We start from the raw sequence: 23,005 nt of genomic DNA on the forward strand, positions 1-23,005 counted from the left end.
ACCCCTGGAATGGGCTGTGGGAGCATATGAGGTGGTTAGATCCCCGAAATCACCATCTATCGGTGCTACACACGAATATCTCAAGGGCTATTACTACCTCCACAGAGATCCCTCGCCTTTGATACCGCCTCTAAACATGGATCTAGAGCCAGGGCTAGAGGTTCTCGACACATGTGCAGCACCAGGTGGGAAGGCAACATATATAGCACAGCTGATCCAGGATCAGGGGCTTATCATTGCAAACGATATCTCGCTTAACAGATTAAGAGCTCTGATCTCCAACATAGCTAGGATGGGTTTTAAAAATATAGCAGTGATGAGGGGTGATGCTAGGAAGATACATAGGATCCTCGCCAAGAAATTCGAGAGAATCCTAGTTGATGCTCCATGCAGCGCTGAGGGATACATAATGATCGACCCCTCTAGGAAGAGGAAAACAGGAGTGAAAGAGCTAGCAGCATTGGTGAAGAGAGAGATAGAGATCCTAGCATCAGCTATAGAGCTTCTTAAAAGTGGAGGAATCCTGGTATACTCAACATGTAGCATAGCACCTGAGGAGAATGAATACGTTATATCTAAGATCCTAGAGATATATGACGAAGAGTTAGAGATCGTAGAGCCAAGGATCAATATATGGTCAAGAGGAATCAACGATATATGGATCAAAGATCTGAATCCGGATGCTAGAAAATGTATTAGAACATGGCCCCACAAACACTACATGGGAGGATCCTTCGCATGCGTGATAAAAAAGAAATGAGAACCCAGAATAAGATCCTCAAGACCAAGAACACCCCATCACAGGATCTCCTAAATTATACTCATAGATAGCATCATATCGTTAAAAGCATATCTAAGCCTCAGAATCTAGGAAGCTCCATAGATACCCTCATAATACGATCATACAATTATACTCTTTATATTATAGAAGCATAAGCTATCCAGAAAGAATAAAACTAATAATATTAACTCTATATTTAATTTCAATAGCATAAATAGGGAGGTAGATATAGATGATCCAGGAGCTCTATAAAGAAGATGCTGAGGAGGCTGATAATCTTCACCCGACTCTGATCCCCATTTCCAGAGTTCTATCCGAACTCAGATTAAGGATCTGCATTATAGGTGCTAAAAGCGTTATGATTTACAGAGCAGATCTTGGGAGGGAGAGTTCGGGCCTTCATCATGACTATTAGTCACTCGGCCTCATCACTCCTCTTATAACCGAAAGCCTCGCCCCTTTGGAGCGGGAATGACTAATGCTTATAGCTTTGATGCTAGTACTATAGCTAGATGATGAGATGACATGTATATGAACAACAAAACCTCCCAGATGATATGAGGGAGACGGGGGTTACCAACCATATCCCCGAGTCCCCCAGAGAGGGGATAGGAGTAACACGCCCAAGATCAGGCGTAGGGCTAAACCAGGCAAGAGCCTGGGATGATCTACTATAGAATTGAAAGTTTCTTGTTTTAAGGAGATGTTTATATATCTTCTGCTATAGAGAGCGGGTCGTTTTCTGAAGGGCTTCTAAGGAATTGCCAAGATCCAGTCATGGGTTTTCGCAATATTATATCCTAAGCTTCTATAGACTCTTATTGCTGGCTCGTTATTGGTTTCAACATGTAGGGATGCCATAGCTCCAGATACAATGGCTTCCCTAGTTATTGCCGATGTCACTGCTTTGGCATAGCCTCTACCCCTATATTCTGGCCTTGTATATACGTCGCCTATCATGTGTATTTCCTCTAGCGCTAGGTACCTAGAAGCTGTGGAAACTAGCTTTCCATCGGCTATAACTCCATAATACCTCCTCTTTTTGAGGATCTCCCTCGCCTCTTCTAGGCTCAGAGTTTGTCCTCTAGATCTTTTGAGTTCTAGGAAGAATTCTAGGTGATTAGATCTAAGCCTTATCGCTAATCCTTCTTTATCGCTTGGAGAGAATGTTTCTTCAGTACAGATCATATTATAGAATTTTCTTCTCTCTATCTTATTATACCCGATCTCCTCTAGCCTAAGCATGACCAGCCGTATGTGCTCTTCATCATTCTCATATAGATGTATATATGCAACTCTATCCGGCCTGATCTCCAGCCTTGAAATCAAATCCCCAGTAGGTTTCCACATATGTATGCCATATAGCCTTGGAGCTTTCCAAATAAGTATGTAAGACTCTATTTCGCCGTTTGAAGTCCCCAGAATAATGTCTATATTTCTGAACTCATGAACCAGGTCATAGGCTAGGTAGCAGTGAGGAGGAAGAGGATCTTTTTTATATAGATCTATAAGCGAAGCCATAAGATCTCTATAGCTGTGAAAAATATCCCATAGAGTGAGTATTTGCATATATCCTCACCAGGCACCATAGTTAAGACACAAATTTAAACATATAATTATAAATAGTTATGCTCTATAATAGTATCATGAATTTGCGCATCGGAAGATCCTCTTTAGCATGTTATCTTCCAAATCTCACCAAATTTAGTGACAGATCTATTAAAATATCAAGATACGAAGATCCAAGATCAATTGCCCTCGCGATTTGTTTTGCCTAGATTATATCGATTATATCTTATAGATCTTTTGCCGAGTTCCTTTACCATATCCTCATATATCTCCCAACCCCATAATTGTTACCTGAAGAGATACCTGACCTCTTCCCTGCCCCGAAAGAGGCAGGTTTGAAGTTCTCTTTATTATCACCAATCATATGCTGAGCTTAAGTGCAGAGACATAGAGGGAATCATTGAGGAGGTTAGAAAGAGGAGGCTACAAGTATATTTAAGGAGAAAACATATCACGATACCAGGCGGAATACATAGAGCTAGGATATACATAGTATAGCTATCCAGGCGCGCTCAAATTTTCTTCGAAATATCCTAGCTGGTTTCTATATCTAGATCTATGCCATGGTATTATGTTAATTTAAAAGGAGACTCTCTTTAAATGCTATATATTTATATTGCTGCCTTGGTATAATATATTTGGGGCAGTCAGAGGTTCAGATCTTCTTCAAGGTCTGTTGAGCGGCCTATCATTATTCCCCGCCCCCTCTAGATGCCTTGGGATGGATTTTATAAAAACCTTATCCCTATGGCTGGATAGCTTCAGAGGTTCATGAAGATATCTAGTAATAGGATATTCAATACTGACCACCAGATTTCAGTGTTCATTTGAAAGGGATTTTCCAATATCACCATAAATTTATGGTAGTATGGGGAGATCCTTACAAGGCTGTTTAGAAAATATTCTAAATAGCGACACCATAGTAACATGATCGTATTTTTTAGAGGCACAGGCATTTTATAGATCAGAATAGTGTCCATATACCATCTTGTGATAATGGATAAGCCTTTGATCAAACAGAGAACAGTTATTAGGGAGGCCGATGAGTATTATAAGATCTATCTTCCGTGGAGTATAAAGAGTTATGGGAAAGGCTATTCAGAGAGCGGAGACCCGTGGATATCTTGATCTTTCTCCCTAGGGATGGATCATGTCAATGAGATCTTAGCACAGGATAGGCATGTCACAAGGGAGAGGAGAGAGAAGTTCAAGATCTACCTACCGAAGAGATATAAAAATATCTTGAGAAGACACGTGTATAAGTAGGTGGATCTGCTAATGTTTTCCTCAGGATCGAGGTGTAGAGAGTAATTATAATATCATTGAGATCATTTATATTTCATGATCTCGTGGACTACATGAAAACATGATCAATCAGAACTCCAACCCAGAGAACCTGGATTCAAATCCTGGCAAGCCGTTCACCCCCTAAACAAGGTGTACCCACGATCATAAGGTTTTCGTAAATAGAGTAATGGGAAGAAAGAATTAATATATGCTTATTAATGAAAATTGTTTTTAGCTTGAGATCTGCTGTCTCTTTAGCTTTTTAGAGGTAAAACTAAGTAATTGTTTAGTGGGCTAAGGTAGATACTTTTTAGTTTTTGATGTTTTGAATGCTGTTATAACTGTAAATATTTCGTTTGATTTCCTGTACACAGCAATTAGTACTTGGTTATCTAGTCTTTTTATGCATTTGTAGTTATTCTCTATATTCTCAATTTTATCGGGTTTCTGAATACATTGCTCTATTTGTTCTTTTGAGATATTCCTTTGCCGTAGCCTTTCCATTGCGTGGAGAGTGTAAATTATTTTCAGATTTCCGCCACCACAGCTTCGAGACCTTCAGTCACTAGTTTATTGAGATCTATCCTCCTTTTCGAGAACCAGAGTATCTCCACCCCAATAATATCTCCATTTATGTCGTAGTCAACTATGATCCCCGGAGCTATCTCCTCAGAATCTGCTACCTCACCCTCCTTAATCTTTATATAGAGAGCATCACTAAAGCGCTCATACCTCACCCTCATCTCATTAGGCAATACAGACCACCACACAAACTATTTTAATTCCGTAGCTCCCCAAGTTTTTATTCCAATAGTTTATATAAATTTATAGTCGCATCTAGGGTAGAAACCATAGTCAAGGTAATTTAGGGTTATTTTAATCCTTTTAGGGCTAATTGGTTTTTTCTTCCCTCTTTTACTCACAGCGTTTTGAGGCAACCGAGAGATTCTGGGTTTTCTAGAGAAAAAGATCATAGTATATTCTATATCATTGCTAATACTGATGATCATGCTATATATCGTCTGGCTAGCCATGAGGCTTCCTTATGATCCTCAGGATCTTATCGTCACCCTCTCTAACAAAGCCCCTTCCATCTCTATTGCTAGTTGAAACGAGCAGAGAACCATCAAAATCTACCACAACATCTCGGAGCCTGCCAAAGCTATTCACGAGAAGCTCCTCAGACAATTCAGCTTCGCCCTCGTTGTGAAGGGATATCCTGAGGATTTTCTCCCCTCTTAAGCAAGCGACCAAGAGATCTCCTTGGAACTCTCTAAACATGTTGCCTCTTAAGAACGAGATCCCGGAGGGGGCCCAGGTAGTCGATCCACTCTCGATGATAGGTTGATTGTATCTACCTCCTCGACCAACTTCTTCCGGCCATCCATAGTTAGATCCTGGTTTGATCAGGTTTATCTCATCATGACCTACAGGCCCATGCTCAGAGGCTATCATGAAGCCTTGGAGGGGACTCCAGTCGATTCCCTGTGGATTTCTATGGCCATAGCTATAGATCGGTGATGGGTAGAATGGATTATCCCTGGGTATCTCCCCATTATCCTCGAGCCTGAGGATCTTCCCAGCAAGGCTACCTAGATCCTGGGCTAGCTCGGGTCTCGAAGCATCCCCGGTTGTTGCATATAGCTTCTGATCCGGACCGAATCTCAGTCTACCACCATTATGTATATAGCCTCCAGGGATCTTATCGAGAATAGTGACTAGCGAGCTAAGCCTCGGTTTCCCCGAATCCATCTCAACCCTGCCCCTTATAATTCTATTAAAGATAGAGCCAGAGCTCCAGTAGCTTAGATAAGCATATAGATAGGGCTTAGAAGGATACTCAGGATGAACAGCTAGCCCGAGCAAGCCAGCCTCACCAACCGAAGCCACATCGAAGCTTGCTACAAGCCTCTTACCTCCTCGTGATAAATAGAGGATCCTCCCTGGCCTCTCGCTAATGAAATACTCACCATAACCCACAGGCGCTATCGACCATGGAACCTCTAGATCTGTGGCTACTACTTCAACCTCTATAAGATCCCCGAGCTTCGAGGATCTCAACGTAGACGTGGATCCCTGCCCACTACTTCGAGGAGAGCCAGGGAGACTAATCGCTAGTCTATAAGCTAGATAGGCAGAACCAAAACCAGCTATAGCTATGAGGAAAACCCTTATAAAGTCCCTTCTACGCATCAAAACCCCCTTACATAGTTCTCCATAGAGATAAAACTATCCAAACCATGGATCAGGAGCAAAGGACATCGATCTACTATCTTCTACCCACCTCATTCATCCCCTTTACACTTATATATCAAGCTTATTAGCCTCTCGAATCTCGATGTTGTATAGATAATGCGCTTCTATCGCTAAGATCCATAAGGATTTAGTATTATATCTCTAGTTTCCTAGATCTTTTAAGATCTCCGAAAAGCTTAAATACTTTCAATTTACGCCATTAAGTAGGCTTAAGCCGATCTATAATCTAGCCCCTATCCCCACGGTATTTTTCACTCCCTTCTGAATATTTTATCTCCATATCGAGAAAGCTGGGTGAAGAAAGCCATGTTCAAACATTAGCAAGCTAGCATCCTAGAGCTGATCTCTATTCTTGGTTTATGATTATATATGGTGGTCCTATGCTTACATATATCGTTGCATTTTTGTCTAGAAGTTGTTCATCTACATATATCTCTACTACATAGGTTACCTCGGTCTCTCTCTTGATGCTCATTAGGGGTTTATATGCTTCTTCCCTTAGGTTTCCACTAGCTAGGCCTCTAAATGACATGGAGACTATATCGAAGCATTGTGGATACTTTATATCCGATTCATAGATCATACCCGGTAGTATTCTAAACTTTACCTCCTCACCATTAATATAAACCTTTACAAGAGTTAGCAAACGCGCCTCCTTGATCTCCTCTAGGCCTTCGCTCTTAGTACATATTGGAAGCCCTGGAAATGCTGCGAAGTAATACGAATCAAATCCTCGGGATTTATATACACCCTGAACCACGTCTTCGGAAAGATGAAATGTAACATGTATAGAGTAGTTCCATATTCTTCTAAAGTCACGTATCTTATTAAGGTAGTACGTCATCTCCAGCTTCTCATTAGAAGACATAGGTAGGGTGATTTTTTCATCAACAGTAAAGCAATATACATAGGCTATCGAGTCCCTGCTATCAACTCTAGAACTACAGCTATGCATATCTCCCCTCTTGAGGAACCTGTTCACAGCAAAGTCAAAGACTCTATCAGCCGCCTCTCCCACACCACTACCTTCGCCAAGGTATGGGTAGAGCCCTACATAACCCATAGGGAACCTGAGGAACCGAGTAGAAAGTAGGACACCTATCATAGCTATGGCAATTAACAAGATAGCTATAAGAACACGGCTTCTTCTGCTAAACATATCTAGACACCCACTTAGAAAAAATCGTCTATTAACTAACTAATATATCGTACCCTGCAGCTATGTATAGATAGCTATCATTCGAACCATCTACATACTCAACATGAAGAACAACCATAACAGCCTTACCCAGCTTCTCTACCACAGTCACATTAGAGTTTAGAGCATTAAGCACTAGGTCTGGATCTAGCTTCTTATCTTGTGGAAGTACAATGTTGTAAGAGTTAAACAACCAGATCCTCAACGTAGCTGCCCTAACCTTATCTAAATCCTTTACCTTCGGTATCAACAAATATGTCCCATTACCAACAGCAACACTTACAAGCTCAACCTTCTTAACAGGTGGCTTAACCGGGGGTTCCTTTAGCTCAACGGTCTTCTCATCTAGAATTTCTCCGCTCTGATTGACCAAAACCATATGAACATAGTATTTCATAGAACTTTCCGCAGGAGTTTTGTAAACAGCAGCAAACCCTATAGGAGTTGATACTATACCTAGGACAACTATCGTGAATATCATAACAAGAAGAGTATGGCAAGCTATATCTATCCTTTTTCCTTTGATGATAACATATTTATCGATATTCATAATAATTCTCAATATGTCCATTATATTTCCTCCTCATCGGCTATATAACTTTTAGTGTTAATATAGCTATACATATGTAAAAATATTTTAGTGTTAATATAGCTATAGGGGTCAGGCTTTTATGAGGATTAGATATGAAGATCTTCTGGCTATGAGGAATGTGTTTCTGATCTCGATATATGCTTTTATAATGACTAGTGTTGGGGGTGCTCTTGGTATTATAATTGATTATCATTTTTACGAGGTTACTGAGAGTCCTTTGAGCTTAGGTCTGCTGTATTTCTTCGCAATTGTGTTTAGGATCTTTCTATTTCTTGTTGCTGGTATGGTTGTGAGTATCATGGGTAGTATTAATGTGTTGATCCTTATATATTTTGTTGGGCTGGCTTTCGATATAGCTATCTATTATTTAATACCATTCTCCCGTGAAACCATCTACCTAGTATATATTATTCTCACGCTATCGGCTCTAACTGGGCCTCTCTATGCTATCGCTGTTAGGGTGTTGATTCCTGATCTTGTATCTAGAGATATGCTTCTAAGGGCTAACTCTGTTTTCAACATAGCATCTAGATCTCCTGAGGTGCTAAGCCCCTTCCTAGGGGCTGAAAATATCTTGATGTTTAAAGGAGAAGTTTATATAAGTTGATGATCATCATAGCGGTTCAAGCCCCTTCAGAGCTATTAGGTAGGTTGATGCCATTAAAGCTTTATAAGCTCCGAAGATTATAAATTTACTGGTGATCCGCCCAGGCGATGGGAGCGCTGCTCCAAGCCTGGGTGGGCTAAACCTAGATGGGAGCCCCATGCCGTTGGGCTCAACAGCCACCCATGAGCCCATGGGATGAGCTAGGAGAGCCCTCTGGGCGAGGTAGAACCCCTAGGTGAGACCATGAACATATAGAATGATTGGAATGAACACCTAGGGAGAAACGGTTTGCTAGGATCTCTCTATGGTTATAAAGGCGCTGTCTTTATCCTCATAGTCCTTAGCCTGTTATCGCTATTGCCATTGCTACTCCTAGCCAGGCTTGTCTCGCCATCCCCGAAGGGTAGGGGTTCAGCATCGAGATCCTATATCGCTGATCTCTCAGCTGGTCTATCTTATCTACGCTCCTCCAGAGATCTCTTATTTCTACTAGTTATAAGCTCTATATCTGGTCTCTTTATGATGCAGTTCCTCTCAGTATATCTATTAGTTGCTGTAAGGGATCTTCTAGGCGCTGGTGTAGATATATTCGGCTTCCTAGTAACGATATCCAATATAGGGGGTGTTGCTGGGGCTGCATCTCTTGCAATCTATAGGAGATCTAGTGGAGGGCCTGCCCTAATATTTATTCTTACCATGGTATCAGGGCTATCTATAATGCCTATGGCCTTTATCTATGATCTATATTTATATATTGCCCTACTATTAATCCAGGACTATACAGCTACACAAGCAGCAATACTGATCACAACAATATATCAGGAGAGGGTTGAGAAGCAATATCTACCAGCATTCCTGAGCCTAACATCCTTTATAAACAATCTATTATCAGCATTTGGAGCTCTAAGCGGGGGATATATATCAACACAGATAGGGATCGTACCATCCCTAGTTATCACATCAATATCGATATCCCTATCAGCACTACTACTCCTCACATGGAGCATATTAAGCCCTCACAGAACCCCCAGAGAAGCTAGGGTAAAGATACTGTGACATATAATGCTTTAAGCCTTGAATATGCTAGAATTTTTCTCGAGCCTCTTCCTGGTTCTGCTCTTTAAGAGATCTGCCTACTTTCTCAACGATCTTCTCGGTTATCGATGACATCTTCTGGAAGATCCCCTGGGTTATCTCCCTCAAGGGCTTTCTCAACCTCGTTTGTGTACCTCGATATTGTATAGTATTATGAGAGCTCTGACACTGCTTCTAATTAATTTTCTTCTAATGATATCGATGCTATTGTTACAAGTTCTACGAGGCTATGTGTTATAGATGGTCTAATTCTTTTAAAGGCCATTATAAATGATTTTAGCGCTTTCTCTACAGATTAATGGGCTAGAAACGCAGCTAGATGATAGCTCCCGTGTAAGTGTGCTTTTCTAGCTTCATCTAGATCTGCTAAAGCGCTTCAAATCGATCTAGAGCCTTCTCCCTAAATACCTACACCGCCCAGGCTATTCTGATCTAATATTCAGATGTATCTTGTATAACAATGCTTCTCTTCCTAGCTTGCTCGAACTCCTCACCTGTATATATAAGTATCTCGAAACCTCTATCAGATGGAAGAAGCCTTCTTACAAGACTATATCTCTCCCCAAGATCGAGACTTTTAAAGCCGTCCGAGACCACTATAAGGTCTATATCGCTATCGATAAGCCAGTCACACCTAGCATAGCTACCAAATAAATAAACCTCAGCAGAACCTACTATGGTTATCGGGTTGATTAAGGCTGTTGACGTTCTATGTTATTCGCTATATTGGTAGGAAGGTTCGCTGTATGGGTCTAATGATTCGCTTTGGAAAATAGTAAAGGTAGTTAAAGGAGTATTAGAAGAGCTTTTACGTATTAAAGTAAAGCATTATAGCCGAAAGCCCTACCCTTTTGGGGATCACTTTAGAGGAAAGAGTAAAATATATATGTGTGTGTTTCATTGATATCGGTGGACGAGTATTATGGAGATAATTAGTGTTTGGATTACTACAGTTTTTATGCTTGATCCAGATATAACTTTATTTATTAGAAGGCTTGGAGAAAAGGGGTATATTACCGCATATGTTAAACCTACAATAGAAGGTGCTTCAATCACTTTTCTTGAGCCGCCTGGCGTGATTGCTAAGAAGGGTTCTACAAAAATAGAGTATGATTTTGGGAGGAGACGTTTAGACATTGAAAGTCCAACACCTAAGGACGCTATTAATACATTAAGTGAAGTTGAGAGTGTTTTAAAAGATATAGGTGTTGATATCGACAAAGCGCTTGTTCCTTATGAAGTAATAGTAATAGCAAATAGCTTTTTTAAACCCAAATTCTTAACTTACTCATATAATTTCAAGGACTTATTAGGCTTCAATTTAAGACCTGTTAGTGCAGATCTTGTTATGGAAGGTGGGGATCCAAATACGAATAGATGGTTTCAAGTGAGGATTTTACCTATTTGGAGTTCCTATAAAGGTATAGATAGAGAAAACCTCTACAGAGTAACTGTAATTTATAGAGATGAGAGAACAAGAATCCTAAACTTCTTAGAAAATCTAGTGGATATTCTAAAGAAAATAGCAGATGAGGTGTAATTTCATGGATTCATCTTCGTTTTCCCTCATGCCCTCTTATATTAATATTTTACCTTATTTCCTTCTTCAAGAGGAAGGGTTAAGAAGGGTAGTTGAGAATAAAGAGCAAATTAGATTTAAGTCACATAGAATATATTTATCTGATCCCACTTATATTCCAATTGGATCATGGCAAGAGCAAATGAAAATCTATATCTACAACCTAGCACGCTCGCTAATAGGTGATAGAGTTCTGAAGATCGAGTCGTATATGGATATAGATTATGGTGTTGTAGTTAAAGTTATTACTGACTTAAGTGCGAGGGAGGCTTTAGAGTTATGGCTTAAAATTGTTAATCATTTGAAACAGGAGAAATATGATGTTATCGTTGTTGTTGAATGGGTTGGAAAGCAGGATGTTAGTGAGGATGAGCTGATAGACTATATAGTTAGGATAATGCTTAAATCTGGTTTAAAGCCTAAAGCTCTACCAGGATTCGATGCGGTAAGGATAATCCGAGAAGAGCGTGGAGAATAAGCATGGCTTACGTGGATACTAATGTCATTATAGCATATGGCTTCGAAGACGATCCTAATCACGATAAAGCTACAAGTCTCGTAGAGAGATATAGAGGTGCTGGAGAATTTTATGGCTCACCTCTTACATTAGTAGAGCTTTATTCTTCATTACATAGGAATATCCAGAGGTATAGATTACCGCAAACTATAATGCAATTAAGCGATGAGAGGATCAAGGTGAAATCTATAGTTCAACTTCTTCTCAGAAGCCTTGACATCAAAATATTTCCGGAGGATTGTACCGTAGAAAGTGTGGATAACTTTAAGATACATCGCATATTCAATGAAGCCGTGCAGCTAGTCCATAGAATAAGGCTAAGAACGCTAGACTTGCTCCATGTAGTATATGCAAAGCTATTAGCAGAGAGAGGTTTAGTACGCTACTTCATAACATTGGACTCTGATATAATTAAAAGAAGGAGGGAGATACATGAAGTTGCAGGGCTAAATATTGTAGATAGTTAGCCTCAACTTTAGAGAATTTGAGGAGCATTCCCTTAGGTTATATCGTGTGTTCCACAACTTCTTCTAGCTCTCCTTTCGATATCACTCTATCATCTTTACTGTAACCCTTAGTTTCCCTGGTAGCTCTGGGTCTTACTCTAACTACTCTTAGGATATTCTACCGCACCAGCTTATCCCTAGAGAGTGGACTAGCCCAACCTAGACCACCACAACACACCCCTCTAGGACTTCTACCTCGCCACATAGATCTTGGCATCTCTGTAGGTTCACGGGTAATTGTTGAGCCTAGCTGTATGGGATTCCATCCATACAGAGTCCACCGAGCTTGGAACAGAGCTCCCATTACCCAGGCAGGTTACAACTGGGAGCCTTGTCCTTTAGGGCGGGGGTTCCCTCTAGAGCGGGAAGGAGGTCAGACATATTAAACCACACCAAACCAACGTAATAAAGGTTTTTACCCCCACTACATCCCTACATGGTAGCTATGGTAAGTTGATTCTATCTAGGAGGGCTTAACCCTATTAGCTAGCTTATCGGCTTCTAATACACTGATGTCATTAATAGAATAACTCTAAGATCTAGGTCTCTGAAAATCCTCATAACTTTATCTGGGTTCTCATATCTAAGGGCAGGTAGGAGAAGCAGTGTATCAAATAGATTTTATTATTATCCTGCGTGTTTTCTATCTCACGGAGACTATCTTCTTTGGTTTCCTTGAGCAATATTTTACTATGCTTTTTCCATAGAGAGCAAACTATGCCGTTTCTCTTATTTGTTCTATCGCGATCTTATCATCTATTGCTATGATCATAACCTTCTATCCCTCGCTAATCTTTGCAGCCTCAGCGATGACCCTAAATATAATAATTATTTTTTCTCCTTACCAACATGTTGGCAACCTTTACTAATGTAGATATGGCTTAGCGCATTATTTTATTATCTAGTGTTTGACTTTATATTAAAACTCGGTTCTTCAATACAGCTTAACTATACCTTAAGCTACTAATCATTACAACAAAAGTATCGTCCTTCCTTTCCAGGATAAAGAGTCCTGACCTGCTCCCCGCCCTGAAGGGTGAGGCTTCCACTTGTGAGATTTATAGAATAGGCCTTAGTATTATGATTTGGTGCTTTGGAGTTTATGGAAAGAGATATTCGCTTGGATGCTATTAGGTATTAGATGTAGCTTATAGATATCTGGTGGGGTTCTTTTGCATGTATGATGAAAGGGGGGAAGAGGCTTGGGTGGAAGATCTTATAAAGATGGTTAGGAGGATCTTTAGAGGGGAAGAGATTAATAGGTGTATGCCTAAAAACATTAGGATCTCTTGTAACATCTACCCAGGAATATGTTTATTGATAGGAGATGGCCCTGCTGAGGATAGAATAGCCCAGCTAGGGATCAAGCCCCTTTTCGTGGGGAGAATAGTTGGTGTAGCCTTTGAGGGGAAGATCTATCCATCTCCATGGCTTCTCGAGGATCTATATAAATGTACCGGTGAGATAAGATCTGCTATTGAGGCGGCGCAGCAAGGTGTTAAGGCATTTCTCTATGGAAACGATCTTCTTGTAGCTAGCGTGAACAAGATCTACGGCCCTTTTAAAAGGGGAGATATAGTAGCTATCATAGATCCAGTTGACAAGAGGGTAATAGGTGTTGCAAGGGCTACGATGAACCCAGAGGAGATAGAAAGGGCAAGATCTAGGGGTAGGTTGACAGATGTGGCTGCTAAAAACATTTTGGATCTAGGGTGGTTCCTAAGAGTTCTCAAACCAGTAGAGGAATGGGATTAAAATATTACCATGAAGAAGCTCAGCCTTATAACTTGAAGCCTCTTTCCACGAACGATCTCCAGTATGATGAATATAGGCTGAAACAGAGCTATTTCTATATAACATGCTTCAGACCTATAAACAGCTATATAACCTCTACATCTTCCCAAATCCTATCCCTAGATCTGGTAAGAGAGACATACTATCATCTCCTTATCCCTAGCGTTTCCCCACTCACGGTGCTTCTAATTACTTTTAATCATTTTTAGTTCCGTGAGTGGGGTTAGCCCTCAGTGTGGGATCAATAGCTTCACCCGCACCCCATGGGGCTCGGTCGAGCCCAACGCCATGGGGCTCCCATCTGGGGATAGATATCTCAAACCAATATTGATAGCACCAATTACCTCTCTATCCATGGTTAGTCCATTACTCAGCCTTGCTAGCCTCATCTGTATCTTTATTATCTTCATTTTTTACCCCCTCTCAACGCAACGCGAATCACAGAGGGGGTATACCTCTTAATAGGCCTCCTACTAAATGGATCTCTAGAGGAGGAATATGCCTCTGACTCATTGTTCTATAAGCTTCAGAAATCTCTCTAAGTGCTTCCCTACCAAACCTATTAGTCCAAGCCTCAAGAACAACAGTTCTCCTAAGCGTCTTTAAGAGCTTCTCCAACACTAACCAAGTAATCAGAAGTGTTTAAAAGTATTTAAATTTATCGCTAAATCAGAAACAGCCTTCTCATAGAAGGTCTATGAATGTCCACCAATAACTTTGTTGGCTATCTAGTAGAGATCGGTTTTCTATATCCTCTAGCGTTATTTGTGTCTGTAAAGCTTTTCCCTATCTTTCTTAGCTTCACAGCCAATTCATAGACGAATCTCTCTGCCATTTTATACTCTCTGCCAATATACTCTTTGATCTCAGGGGTGTTTAGGTGCCCTGATATAACTTTAAAGATTTTCTTAGAATCCTCAGCTATGTCTCTAAGATAGAGGATCTTCTCCCCATATCTTTCCAAAAGCTGGGCTATCCTCTGAAGAGATCCATTGAGCCTTCTTCTAACATAATATACGGTTCTAGACTGTTAATTTGAATATCGTGAAGTAGATAGTGATTTCCGTGCTGTGAAGAGGAAAAGCGATCGATTGAATCATCGTGTTAAGAGCCATCAGTCCAGACATGTCTTTTAGAAAACTTAGCCTATCTAAGGTCTTAAACTTAAGAATAGCTTCCTTCGCTTTTCCGCCTCTATCTCAAGCCTGACATTGAGTCCAAGTAGGTCTTCTTATTCTTATAATACCAATTTAGAACCTCTACTAGCGTGATCTCTAGGATAACGCTTTACAATATCTCAATCATTAACTTTCTCCACCACTTTCTTTGTATAGTCGCGCAGCCACTCTATCTGTGGTATATCTGTCTCGATATCATCTATATCCAGCTTTGCTTCGTGAAAGCCCCACACATGTAAACTGTATGCAGCATCCCACACACTCTTTACGCGATATTCGTTTAATATCCTTGCTATTCTTCTCACAGCCTTATCTAAGAGCCATGCAAACCATCTACCATATTCTCTTGCCCTAGCCGCTTCGGGCACGTTTAGCTGGTGTGCAAGCACCATGATGCACTCCTCGACGGCTTTATAAAGTTTTTCACTAGTCTGGATAGCGTCACCCTTCTCCACATATGCCTTCGCCTCATCTAGATGCTTCCTCGCTAGCTCTAGGCGTAGCTCAGCTTCCTCACTTGGATCCAACCTCAACTCTCTCAGAATAGCCTCATAGAGTATCGACTCTAGATCTAGACCTAGCTCCCCAGCCTTATCAATAACCTTCTTCGGAACTCTAATCGAGATTATCGAAAAGCTGCTCATCTCAGATCCATCTACATCCAACACCTATCCACCATTCCACTATTATATAAGTTCTTCACAGCTCTTTAACTCCTCGACCAGCTTCCTTCAACAGATATCTTCCCCGATGCCTAAAGACTGTTGTTTTTGATTTCTACTGGTTTATATATTTGATGTTAATTTCGTAAGTCCTTAGCACTATTAGATATGTAAATTCCATGTGCCCATCAAACCTCTCTTAGAAGCTTTGGAACGAGATCAAATATGCTAGGAGGAGACAACTCTTCGAAACCAAGAAAGTAGATCTTAAGATACGTATAAGGGGTTCTATGAGAGGTATAAGAAGCTAGTTGACACCGCTACTTTTCAGCAGGTTGTTAATAAGAATAATAAGGCTTGGAGATCATTCTTCTCATCGCTAAAGGCCAAGAAAGATAGTAGGCTTCGCCCCCAAGACTATCAAAGATGTTTCACCCCATTATCTATAATATGTATGATTAATTTCCTATAAAGTCTTCGGAGCAGAGGGACTGGCTCAAATAATAGTGGATTCGCCGCGAGTCTCTAGATTGTTTGAAGGTCCTAACTATTTTTTAATTATATAATAGTATGTTACACCGCCTTTTGCTCTAGTCCCTATTATACCCATCTTGATCATCTTGTTAAGTCTTCTATAGAGCGTTGTCTTTGGAAGCCTTGTTGCATCCATTATATCCCTGGCCGTTGCCTCTCCAAGCTTCTCGACTATGCTGAGGATCTCTTTATCAACGTTATCTAGATACTCTGAAATATCACCCCTCCTCCTTCTAGCTATTATAGCATATGCCGCAGCCCCCGCCGCCCCCGCTGCCGCAACCCCTGCTGCGAGTGGTAGTAAAGCCCACATCTGTGGGTTCTGCTGCGGTGGTTGGACTCCCTGCTGTTGGATGGGTGGTGCTGATGTTGAGGTGATCTGCTGTGGTGCTAGCACGTATTGCAGGTTCCATGTTGTGTTCCTAGCCATCTCTATGATCACGTAGTCGCCGAATGTCCTTATGCTTGAGATGTTATCCGGCATTGTTATCGGGATAACATTCCTATGGATCCTAACTGTTAGATTCCCAACCCATTGAGGATATTTTATTAATGTGCTTAGAACGCCTCCAGAAACGCTTATAGATGCAACATAGGATATATCGATCCTCTGGACGCCGGAGGGCTTTAGAAGGGCTAGCGTGTCATTGGATAGAAGCTGTGGAATAACATCTATTGGAGAGACAACAATAGATCCTGGTAGGGGCTTAACAGGAAGATCTATATATATGATCTCCTCACCAGGCTGGCTAGGATACAGCGTTATAGCCACATCAACAACACCGTCACCCCCAACAACCACGAGAACCCTGGAGCCCTCCTGGGAATATAGGGTTGATAGGCTGAATAGGGTAGCTAGCAGAAATAATACTATAGAGATCTTATATACGCTATATAGTCCTCCACCTCTACAGCTAGATCTATATGCCATAGCTAGGCACCCTTTTCACTATTTTCATAAGCATATTAATAGTTCCGAATTATATGGCTCATCTCCTGCCTCTTGAAAGCTCCTTCAAAAGCTCTTCTAGCCTGTCAAGCATCTTCTTTATATTGTCTATCAACGCCTTGCACTTCTCGATGTTGGCGCTAGCCTCTCTAATATTTCCGGCTTCTATTGCTTTCGAGGTATTTGATATTGTCTGGTTCAGCTCTTCAAACGATCTCTGGATCATATCTATCAATGCCCTCACATTGGGGTTTGAGATGTTGCTCGCATTTACTTTAAGAGCCTGGAATCTATCCCATAGCTTGTTTGTCTCATTTATAATCTCGTTGAGCCTCTTCACCAGATCTTCTTTAACCTCATAGAATTTCTTGACAAGCTGTTCAAGGGCCTTTATAAGGGCCTCTATATTGCTTATCCTTGCTAATAGCATGTTAATCATAGCCCTTGCCTCCTCGACCCTCCCCATGTTGATTAGCTTTGATATGTTGAGCGATATATTGGATACCTCCTCTAGCGATGCCTGTATCTTCGATATGAGCTCCCTTATAGCTGGATCTGATGTGTTGAATGCCTTCACCCTTATATCCTCGAACTCCTTTGAGAGCTCTGATAGCTTTTCGAGAGCCTCCTTATATCTCTCTGTAATATCCTCCCTAGCCTTTGAGATCTTCTCTAGCAAGTCTTCAGCCTTATCCTCAGCGATCTTATATAGCTTATATGCCTCTTCAAGCGCTTTTGATGCTTCGCTGAGGTTGCCAGCCTGTATCATAGATCTAGCATCTGAGATCATTTTAGATGCATTGGCTAATAGCCCTAGAATCTCCTGTACAGTTGCGTTATCTGCTGAGGCGTTTCTAAGCATTGAGGCTAGGATCTTGATCTGGTTCTCAAGCCTATCAGCAATAGCCCTTAGCCTCTCAGCCTCAGAGAGTGATCTCTCCTTCTCCAATATAGATTTCGCCCTAGACACATTATCTATAGCCTGATCTATAGCCTCAACCGCAGCCCTACTAGCATTAACAGCTATTAATAGCTCTCTAACCCTTTTCAAAACCTCCTCAGCCTTTGATACAGCTTCTAGATCCCTCTGAGACACATTCGGTTTGAAGATCCTGTCCTCCGAGATCTTCACTACAATAGCCCTTATATCCTGTACCTTGATCACCACTACCCTCGCCTCCAGCTTCTTTCCAAGATCATCTAGATCCTTAGGAGATATGCTACCCCTACTAATCTTATCGCTAACATCCATAGCTATGTCACTAGCATTCAACTCCTTAGCCCTTTCAAGAAGCTTCTCAGCAGCCCTCAGAGTAGCCCTCTCATAAGCCCCCTTTGCCTGGGGCTCTAGATATATACCCATATAAGATGTCATGTTCTTTAGAGTTGCGAGTAAATCGCTATATAGATTCTTACACTCCTCAGCAGACATAGAGGCTATCCTATCATAGCTCAGATTAGAAGCCTCAGAAACCCTAGCTATGATTGACTGGGGAAGAGATATATTGCTAGCATTAGCAATCTGATATAACCTAGAGAGAGAATCCCTCAGCAGAAGAGTAGCATTCACAAACCCACCTGGGCATTTATATAGCCCCATCTGAGTCTGGGCCTCAACACCAACCAAAGCCCCTGGAATCATCTGTACAGCTGATATAATCAAAAGGGCTAGGGTTAGGAACGCTCCATACCTCATATACATCATGATCAACCATCACCTCCGATAAAAACATAGACCCAGAATTTTATAAGGGATACCCCTGTTCCCAATACGGGAAATACTCGGGAAATAGTTCCACAAAAGCATTCCACATAGCTTAGCCCTCTAATTAAGAGGACCCCGCCCTTTCAAAGCAAAGAAGATTAGATTGCGAATCATATAAAATTCCATTATCCTATCTATAGTATGCTTTTACGAAGTAGAAGTTCTCGCCAAAGTGAACCATTATGCCAGATAGATCCTTAGTCTTGGCTGCGAAGCTCTTCTGCGTATAGAGGAATATCCATGGAGCATCTTTCCATATAATCTCGATGGCTTGCCTATACAATTCGAGCCTCTTCTGAGGATCTGTTTCAACAATAGCTTTCTCGAGAAGCTCGTCAACTACTGAGTTGTTATAATGCGCAGCGGCAAGCCCTCTTGGGGGTGCTTGTGATGAGTGGAACTGGTTAAATAGTATGAAGTGAGCATCGGGAGCAGCGGCTCCCCATCCTAGTAGTAGTAGGTCGTAGTCCTTCTGATCTAAGGGCTTTGTTATTGTTGCAACGAAGCTAGGCCAATCCATCGTTCTAAGCTCAACCTGAACACCTATCCTCGAGAGATATGCCTGCACAGCCTCTGCAACCTGCTTATCCTGGAGATACCTCCCAGTAGGGTGCAGAAGGATCAATTTCCTATCGAATGGAAAACCAGCCTCCTCAAGAAGCTTCCTAGCCCTCTGAGGATCATATTGATAGGGCCCCACCTTAACATAGCCAAAATGATGAGGTGGAACCACAGAATCAGCTGGCAGCGCGAGCCCATATAATATATTGTTAACAATAGCCTCTTTATCAACAGCATAGTTGAAGGCCTGCCTAACCCTAGGATCCTTGAGAGGCCCCTTAGGCAGGATAGCTATGAAGATAACCCTATCGGTTAGGGGTGTCAGCACCTCGAATCTAGGATCATTCTTAATCCTATCTAGATCTGGCGGTGGCAGATTAAATGCGAAGTCTACATCGCCTGCTAATAGTGCTGCTAGCCTTGTAGATGCTTCTGGTATTATTAGCCACTCGATCCTCTTTATAGGTGGCTTAGGCCCCCAATAATCATCGTTCCTCTCCAGAACAACCCTCTTACCCTTCTCCCAAGAGACGAACTTATATGGCCCAGTACCTATAACCTCAGTTATAGTCTGATTACCAAACTTCTTAATAACATTTAAACTCGTGATCATGGGAAAACTTGCCAGGACAGTTAGAAATGGTGCATAGGGCTTTGAAAGATATATCCTAACTGTATAGGCATCAACAACCTCAGCCGCTTTTACAGGTCCAAGTTGGGCTCTCGCTGGAACCCTCACAGTTGGGTCTATCCATCTATCTATATTAGCCTTCACAACAGTTGCATTGAACTCAGAGCCATCGTGGAATCTAACGCCCTTTCTAAGGTAGAATGTATATACCAACCCATCTGGCGATACCTCCCACCTCTCGGCAAGCCATGGAATCACCTTTTTACCATCATCATCGAACCAGAGCAGCGTTTCATATACATGCCTCAATATATTAATAACAGCCCCAGTTGTTTGTCCATGGGGATCTAGAGTATCTATGTCAACCCCTATAGCTACTCTTAGAGTATCCTTCTTAGGCATTGGTGATGCTGGAGAGGTGGCTAGAGGTGTTGTGGTTAGAAATGATGTTATCTGCATTGTCTGTTGCAGAGGTTGTGCTGGTCTTTGAAACACTAGCATATAATATGCTATGCTAGCTATTACTATTAAGACCACTAATGTAGATACAAGAACAACCCTTGAAATCCCCCTACCCATGGTGGATACCAATAATGCATAGCTATATTAACCTAAATATTTGTTGAGACTAAAAGCCCAATTTTAAAGCAAGGATTGTTATCTAATGTCCCTAGCATACACTGTCCTATTTAAAGCACAACAATATAGGTTCGCAGCTAAGTGGGCAAGGATTTCACTAGGGTGAGGAGAGAGGAGGTTAGATCTCTATCAGATCTTATACTATTCATAGATATTCAAAGCATAGCTTCGATAGTTCTATGAAGAGCGTCAATATAAAAGGAATGCCAATGTAAAAAGTCTTTTACATTAAAGGGCTATTCTCCCCATACCCTTTTAACAACCCTCAGTATGTTCCCACCAATGACCTTTGCTATTTCCTGATCTGAGTATCCATGCTTTACAAGCCATCTAACTATATTTCTAAATTCTGAGGGGTTTTCAAGCCCATCTACATATTCCACCCTTGGGAATGGCGGTAGGTTCTCCTCTATGCTTGTAAGTGCTAGATATTCTCTAAATACCCTATGGAGTGCCACGTGATCTCCGAATAATGTGTCTGGGCCGAAGGCAACATGATCTATTCCCACTAGCTTCTCTATATATTGGAAGTGCTCCATAACACTCTCTATAGAATGCCTAGGATTATTCCTAGTTATAGTTGTATGCGGCGCAGCCTCTATACCGAAGACACCGCCCTTCTCAGCCAATGCCTGGATAACCTCGTCAGGCTTCATCCTCCTAGAAGGCCATAGTGCTCTAGCACCTGCATGGGTGATCACCACGGGGTCCTTGGAGGCCTCTATAACATCCAAGCTGGTTTTATCACCAGCATGTGCAAGATCTATTAGCATTCCAAGCTTATTCATCCTCCTAACAAGCTCATACCCAAGATCAGTTAAGCCCCTATCAACCCTATCCGCAAGGCCAGAGCCAAACTCATTACCCCTACTATAGGCTATACCCATACACCTAACACCAAGACCATAGAGGATATCAACCCTAGAGAGATCCTCCCTAATATTTGGAGTCCCCTCAAGATGGATAACCATAGCAATCCTACCCTCTCTAAATGCTTTCTCAAAATCACTAGCCTTTCTAGCAACAAACACAAGATCCTGGTGATCAATATCAGCCTGGATCATACCGATCTGATGAATCACATTATCCCAATCCCAGGGATCAGTGGATCTCATGAGTGCAACACCATCTAACATCCCTTCGAAAACCCCGTCTAGACCTGATATGGCTAGCCCTTCATAGCCGATCCACCACCTGCTATTCCTAGCATATTCTATAAACTCCCCGGGGTTTTCAGGCCATACAAAGGTATGATCATGAAGTGAGATAACTATATTCTTACTCATGATCTCCTCAACCATTTCCTCCTCAGCCTTGCTCAGCTCCACAACCTTAGAAGGCACCCTACCCACTTCCTTAGCCAGTTTGAAAACCCTATAATCCCTCCCAGCCTCTAGCCATGAGTATGATTTATACCCACCATACCTCTTGCCCGAGCCCATTAAAATCATCCCATCTCTATATCACTTTGGGCATATATCTTTCGATTATATAGCCTGGGTTCTCCCTCAAGATTCTAACAGCTTCTGGGAGGCTGTTTAGGATGTCATCGGGGGTTACGCCGTCTTCTCCTAGGCGATCTGCTGCTATATCCCCTGCTAATCCATGCACTAGAACCCCGATCCTCACGGCTTCCCCTGGATCTCTCAGGCCGATGCCATACATAGCTGCTATAACGCCTGTTAACACATCTCCAGAGCCTGCCTTGGCCATTCCTGGGTTGCCGGTCATATTTATGTATATGTGGCCTTCTGGATTGCAGATTAGGCTGTGGGCTCCTTTTAAGACTATATATGAGTTTAGATCTCTACAGGCTCTTCTGAGAATCCCTATGGGATCCTCTCTAATGGCTTCAATGCTATGGCCTGTTAGCCTTGAGAACTCGCCTAGATGTGGTGTTAATATTGTTGGCGCCTTCCTAGCCTTGATCCTCTCGGGGGATGTTGATATAGCTGTGATCCCATCCCCATCTATTATCACAGGCTTCCCAATAGATTCTACCAATACCCGGATCAGCTCCTGGGTCTCTGGGTTGAGAGATGCTCCAGATCCTATCGCCACTATATCGATCTCATATGTTTCTATAACCCTCATTATATATTCATAGTTATTAAAAGCTATACTACCCTCAGCAGTCTCTTCCAAGGGTATATATACAACCTCGCTACACCTCGCAGCTATATAGGGTATCACAGATCTTGGTGCTGCTAGCCTTGAATAGCCTCCCCCAGCCTTTAGAAATGAGTATGAGGCATAGTATGGAGCTCCATAGTAATATCTAGCCCCGCCAACCACGAGGAACTTC

25 protein-coding genes are annotated in these 23,005 nt (G+C 41.7%); 9 read left to right on the plus strand and 16 right to left on the minus strand.

Annotated features, from left to right (window positions below):
• Together QXE01_05145 and QXE01_05150 are read left to right on the plus strand one after the other, a co-directional pair.
• Window positions 1–760, plus strand: a 760-nt coding sequence (locus tag QXE01_05145; GenBank protein ID MEM4970619.1) for an RsmB/NOP family class I SAM-dependent RNA methyltransferase, incomplete at its 5' end; no start/stop codon positions are given.
• Between the two features lie 253 nt (window positions 761–1,013).
• Entirely contained in the window at window positions 1,014–1,196 is a 183-nt protein-coding gene (locus QXE01_05150) for a hypothetical protein (GenBank protein MEM4970620.1), read from the plus strand.
• 338 nt (window positions 1,197–1,534) lie between these two features.
• On the opposite strand, the gene QXE01_05155 is transcribed toward QXE01_05150, so the two are convergent.
• Window positions 1,535–2,350 carry a GNAT family N-acetyltransferase gene (locus QXE01_05155; protein ID MEM4970621.1) on the minus strand — a complete coding sequence of 272 codons (816 nt, stop codon included), beginning with the start codon at window positions 2,348–2,350 and terminating at the stop codon, window positions 1,535–1,537.
• Between the two features lie 972 nt (window positions 2,351–3,322).
• Between QXE01_05155 and QXE01_05160 the strand changes: the two genes are divergently transcribed.
• Complete coding sequence (locus tag QXE01_05160) at window positions 3,323–3,478, plus strand: hypothetical protein (GenBank protein MEM4970622.1); 156 nt, start codon at window positions 3,323–3,325, stop codon at window positions 3,476–3,478.
• A gap of 686 nt (window positions 3,479–4,164) precedes the next feature.
• Here QXE01_05160 and QXE01_05165 read toward each other — a convergent pair.
• The 4 genes from QXE01_05165 to QXE01_05180 form a co-directional block, all read right to left on the minus strand.
• On the minus strand, window positions 4,165–4,392 hold the full coding sequence (locus QXE01_05165; protein MEM4970623.1) for a DUF2283 domain-containing protein: 228 nt from the start codon (window positions 4,390–4,392) through the stop codon (window positions 4,165–4,167).
• Between the two features lie 271 nt (window positions 4,393–4,663).
• On the minus strand, window positions 4,664–5,830 hold the full coding sequence (locus QXE01_05170; protein MEM4970624.1) for a PQQ-dependent sugar dehydrogenase: 1,167 nt from the start codon (window positions 5,828–5,830) through the stop codon (window positions 4,664–4,666).
• A gap of 409 nt (window positions 5,831–6,239) precedes the next feature.
• Complete coding sequence (locus tag QXE01_05175; GenBank protein MEM4970625.1) at window positions 6,240–7,052, minus strand: hypothetical protein; 813 nt, start codon at window positions 7,050–7,052, stop codon at window positions 6,240–6,242.
• Window positions 7,053–7,083: 31 nt separating this feature from the next.
• On the minus strand, window positions 7,084–7,662 hold the full coding sequence (locus QXE01_05180; protein MEM4970626.1) for a hypothetical protein: 579 nt from the start codon (window positions 7,660–7,662) through the stop codon (window positions 7,084–7,086).
• 100 nt (window positions 7,663–7,762) lie between these two features.
• Here QXE01_05180 and QXE01_05185 point away from each other — a divergent pair, with 100 nt between their 5' ends.
• Window positions 7,763–8,290: a hypothetical protein gene (locus QXE01_05185; protein MEM4970627.1), complete on the plus strand. Its 528-nt coding sequence runs from the start codon at window positions 7,763–7,765 to the stop codon at window positions 8,288–8,290.
• Between the two features lie 6 nt (window positions 8,291–8,296).
• Here the strand turns inward: QXE01_05185 and QXE01_05190 are convergent, their stop codons facing one another.
• Entirely contained in the window at window positions 8,297–8,482 is a 186-nt protein-coding gene (locus QXE01_05190; protein MEM4970628.1) for a hypothetical protein, read from the minus strand.
• A gap of 96 nt (window positions 8,483–8,578) precedes the next feature.
• Here QXE01_05190 and QXE01_05195 point away from each other — a divergent pair, with 96 nt between their 5' ends.
• A complete protein-coding gene (locus tag QXE01_05195) occupies window positions 8,579–9,346 on the plus strand; it encodes a hypothetical protein (GenBank protein ID MEM4970629.1) in 768 nt (255 codons plus the stop codon).
• 471 nt (window positions 9,347–9,817) lie between these two features.
• Here QXE01_05195 and QXE01_05200 read toward each other — a convergent pair whose 3' ends face one another.
• On the minus strand, window positions 9,818–10,078 hold the full coding sequence (locus QXE01_05200) for a nucleotidyltransferase domain-containing protein (protein MEM4970630.1): 261 nt from the start codon (window positions 10,076–10,078) through the stop codon (window positions 9,818–9,820).
• 229 nt (window positions 10,079–10,307) lie between these two features.
• Here QXE01_05200 and QXE01_05205 point away from each other — a divergent pair, with 229 nt between their 5' ends.
• From QXE01_05205 to QXE01_05220, 4 genes are all read left to right on the plus strand, one after another.
• Entirely contained in the window at window positions 10,308–10,925 is a 618-nt protein-coding gene (locus QXE01_05205; protein ID MEM4970631.1) for a hypothetical protein, read from the plus strand.
• A gap of 4 nt (window positions 10,926–10,929) precedes the next feature.
• Entirely contained in the window at window positions 10,930–11,442 is a 513-nt protein-coding gene (locus QXE01_05210) for a hypothetical protein (protein ID MEM4970632.1), read from the plus strand.
• A gap of 2 nt (window positions 11,443–11,444) precedes the next feature.
• Window positions 11,445–11,948, plus strand: coding sequence for a type II toxin-antitoxin system VapC family toxin (locus QXE01_05215; protein ID MEM4970633.1), 504 nt, complete (start codon window positions 11,445–11,447; stop codon window positions 11,946–11,948).
• Window positions 11,949–13,163: 1,215 nt separating this feature from the next.
• Entirely contained in the window at window positions 13,164–13,742 is a 579-nt protein-coding gene (locus QXE01_05220; protein MEM4970634.1) for a PUA domain-containing protein, read from the plus strand.
• A gap of 269 nt (window positions 13,743–14,011) precedes the next feature.
• On the opposite strand, the gene QXE01_05225 is transcribed toward QXE01_05220, so the two are convergent.
• The 9 genes from QXE01_05225 to QXE01_05265 form a co-directional block, all read right to left on the minus strand.
• The gene (locus QXE01_05225; protein ID MEM4970635.1) at window positions 14,012–14,191 is read right to left on the minus strand and encodes a hypothetical protein; all 180 of its coding nucleotides are present in this window, start codon (window positions 14,189–14,191) and stop codon (window positions 14,012–14,014) included.
• 28 nt (window positions 14,192–14,219) lie between these two features.
• A complete protein-coding gene (locus QXE01_05230) occupies window positions 14,220–14,399 on the minus strand; it encodes a hypothetical protein (protein ID MEM4970636.1) in 180 nt (59 codons plus the stop codon).
• A 106-nt stretch (window positions 14,400–14,505) separates the two neighbouring features.
• Window positions 14,506–14,745, minus strand: coding sequence for a hypothetical protein (locus QXE01_05235; protein MEM4970637.1), 240 nt, complete (start codon window positions 14,743–14,745; stop codon window positions 14,506–14,508).
• Between the two features lie 333 nt (window positions 14,746–15,078).
• Window positions 15,079–15,627: a PaREP1 family protein gene (locus tag QXE01_05240; GenBank protein ID MEM4970638.1), complete on the minus strand. Its 549-nt coding sequence runs from the start codon at window positions 15,625–15,627 to the stop codon at window positions 15,079–15,081.
• Window positions 15,628–16,168: 541 nt separating this feature from the next.
• Entirely contained in the window at window positions 16,169–17,086 is a 918-nt protein-coding gene (locus QXE01_05245) for a winged helix-turn-helix domain-containing protein (protein ID MEM4970639.1), read from the minus strand.
• Window positions 17,087–17,144: 58 nt separating this feature from the next.
• Window positions 17,145–18,809 carry a hypothetical protein gene (locus QXE01_05250; GenBank protein MEM4970640.1) on the minus strand — a complete coding sequence of 555 codons (1,665 nt, stop codon included), beginning with the start codon at window positions 18,807–18,809 and terminating at the stop codon, window positions 17,145–17,147.
• A gap of 190 nt (window positions 18,810–18,999) precedes the next feature.
• Window positions 19,000–20,640 carry an ABC transporter substrate-binding protein gene (locus QXE01_05255; protein ID MEM4970641.1) on the minus strand — a complete coding sequence of 547 codons (1,641 nt, stop codon included), beginning with the start codon at window positions 20,638–20,640 and terminating at the stop codon, window positions 19,000–19,002.
• Between the two features lie 296 nt (window positions 20,641–20,936).
• Complete coding sequence (locus tag QXE01_05260) at window positions 20,937–22,142, minus strand: membrane dipeptidase (GenBank protein ID MEM4970642.1); 1,206 nt, start codon at window positions 22,140–22,142, stop codon at window positions 20,937–20,939.
• Between the two features lie 16 nt (window positions 22,143–22,158).
• Window positions 22,159–23,005, minus strand: an 847-nt coding sequence (locus tag QXE01_05265) for an NAD(P)H-hydrate dehydratase (GenBank protein ID MEM4970643.1), incomplete at its 5' end; no start/stop codon positions are given.

The organism is Sulfolobales archaeon (assembly GCA_038897115.1).
Lineage (GTDB): Archaea > Thermoproteota > Thermoprotei_A > Sulfolobales > AG1 > AG1.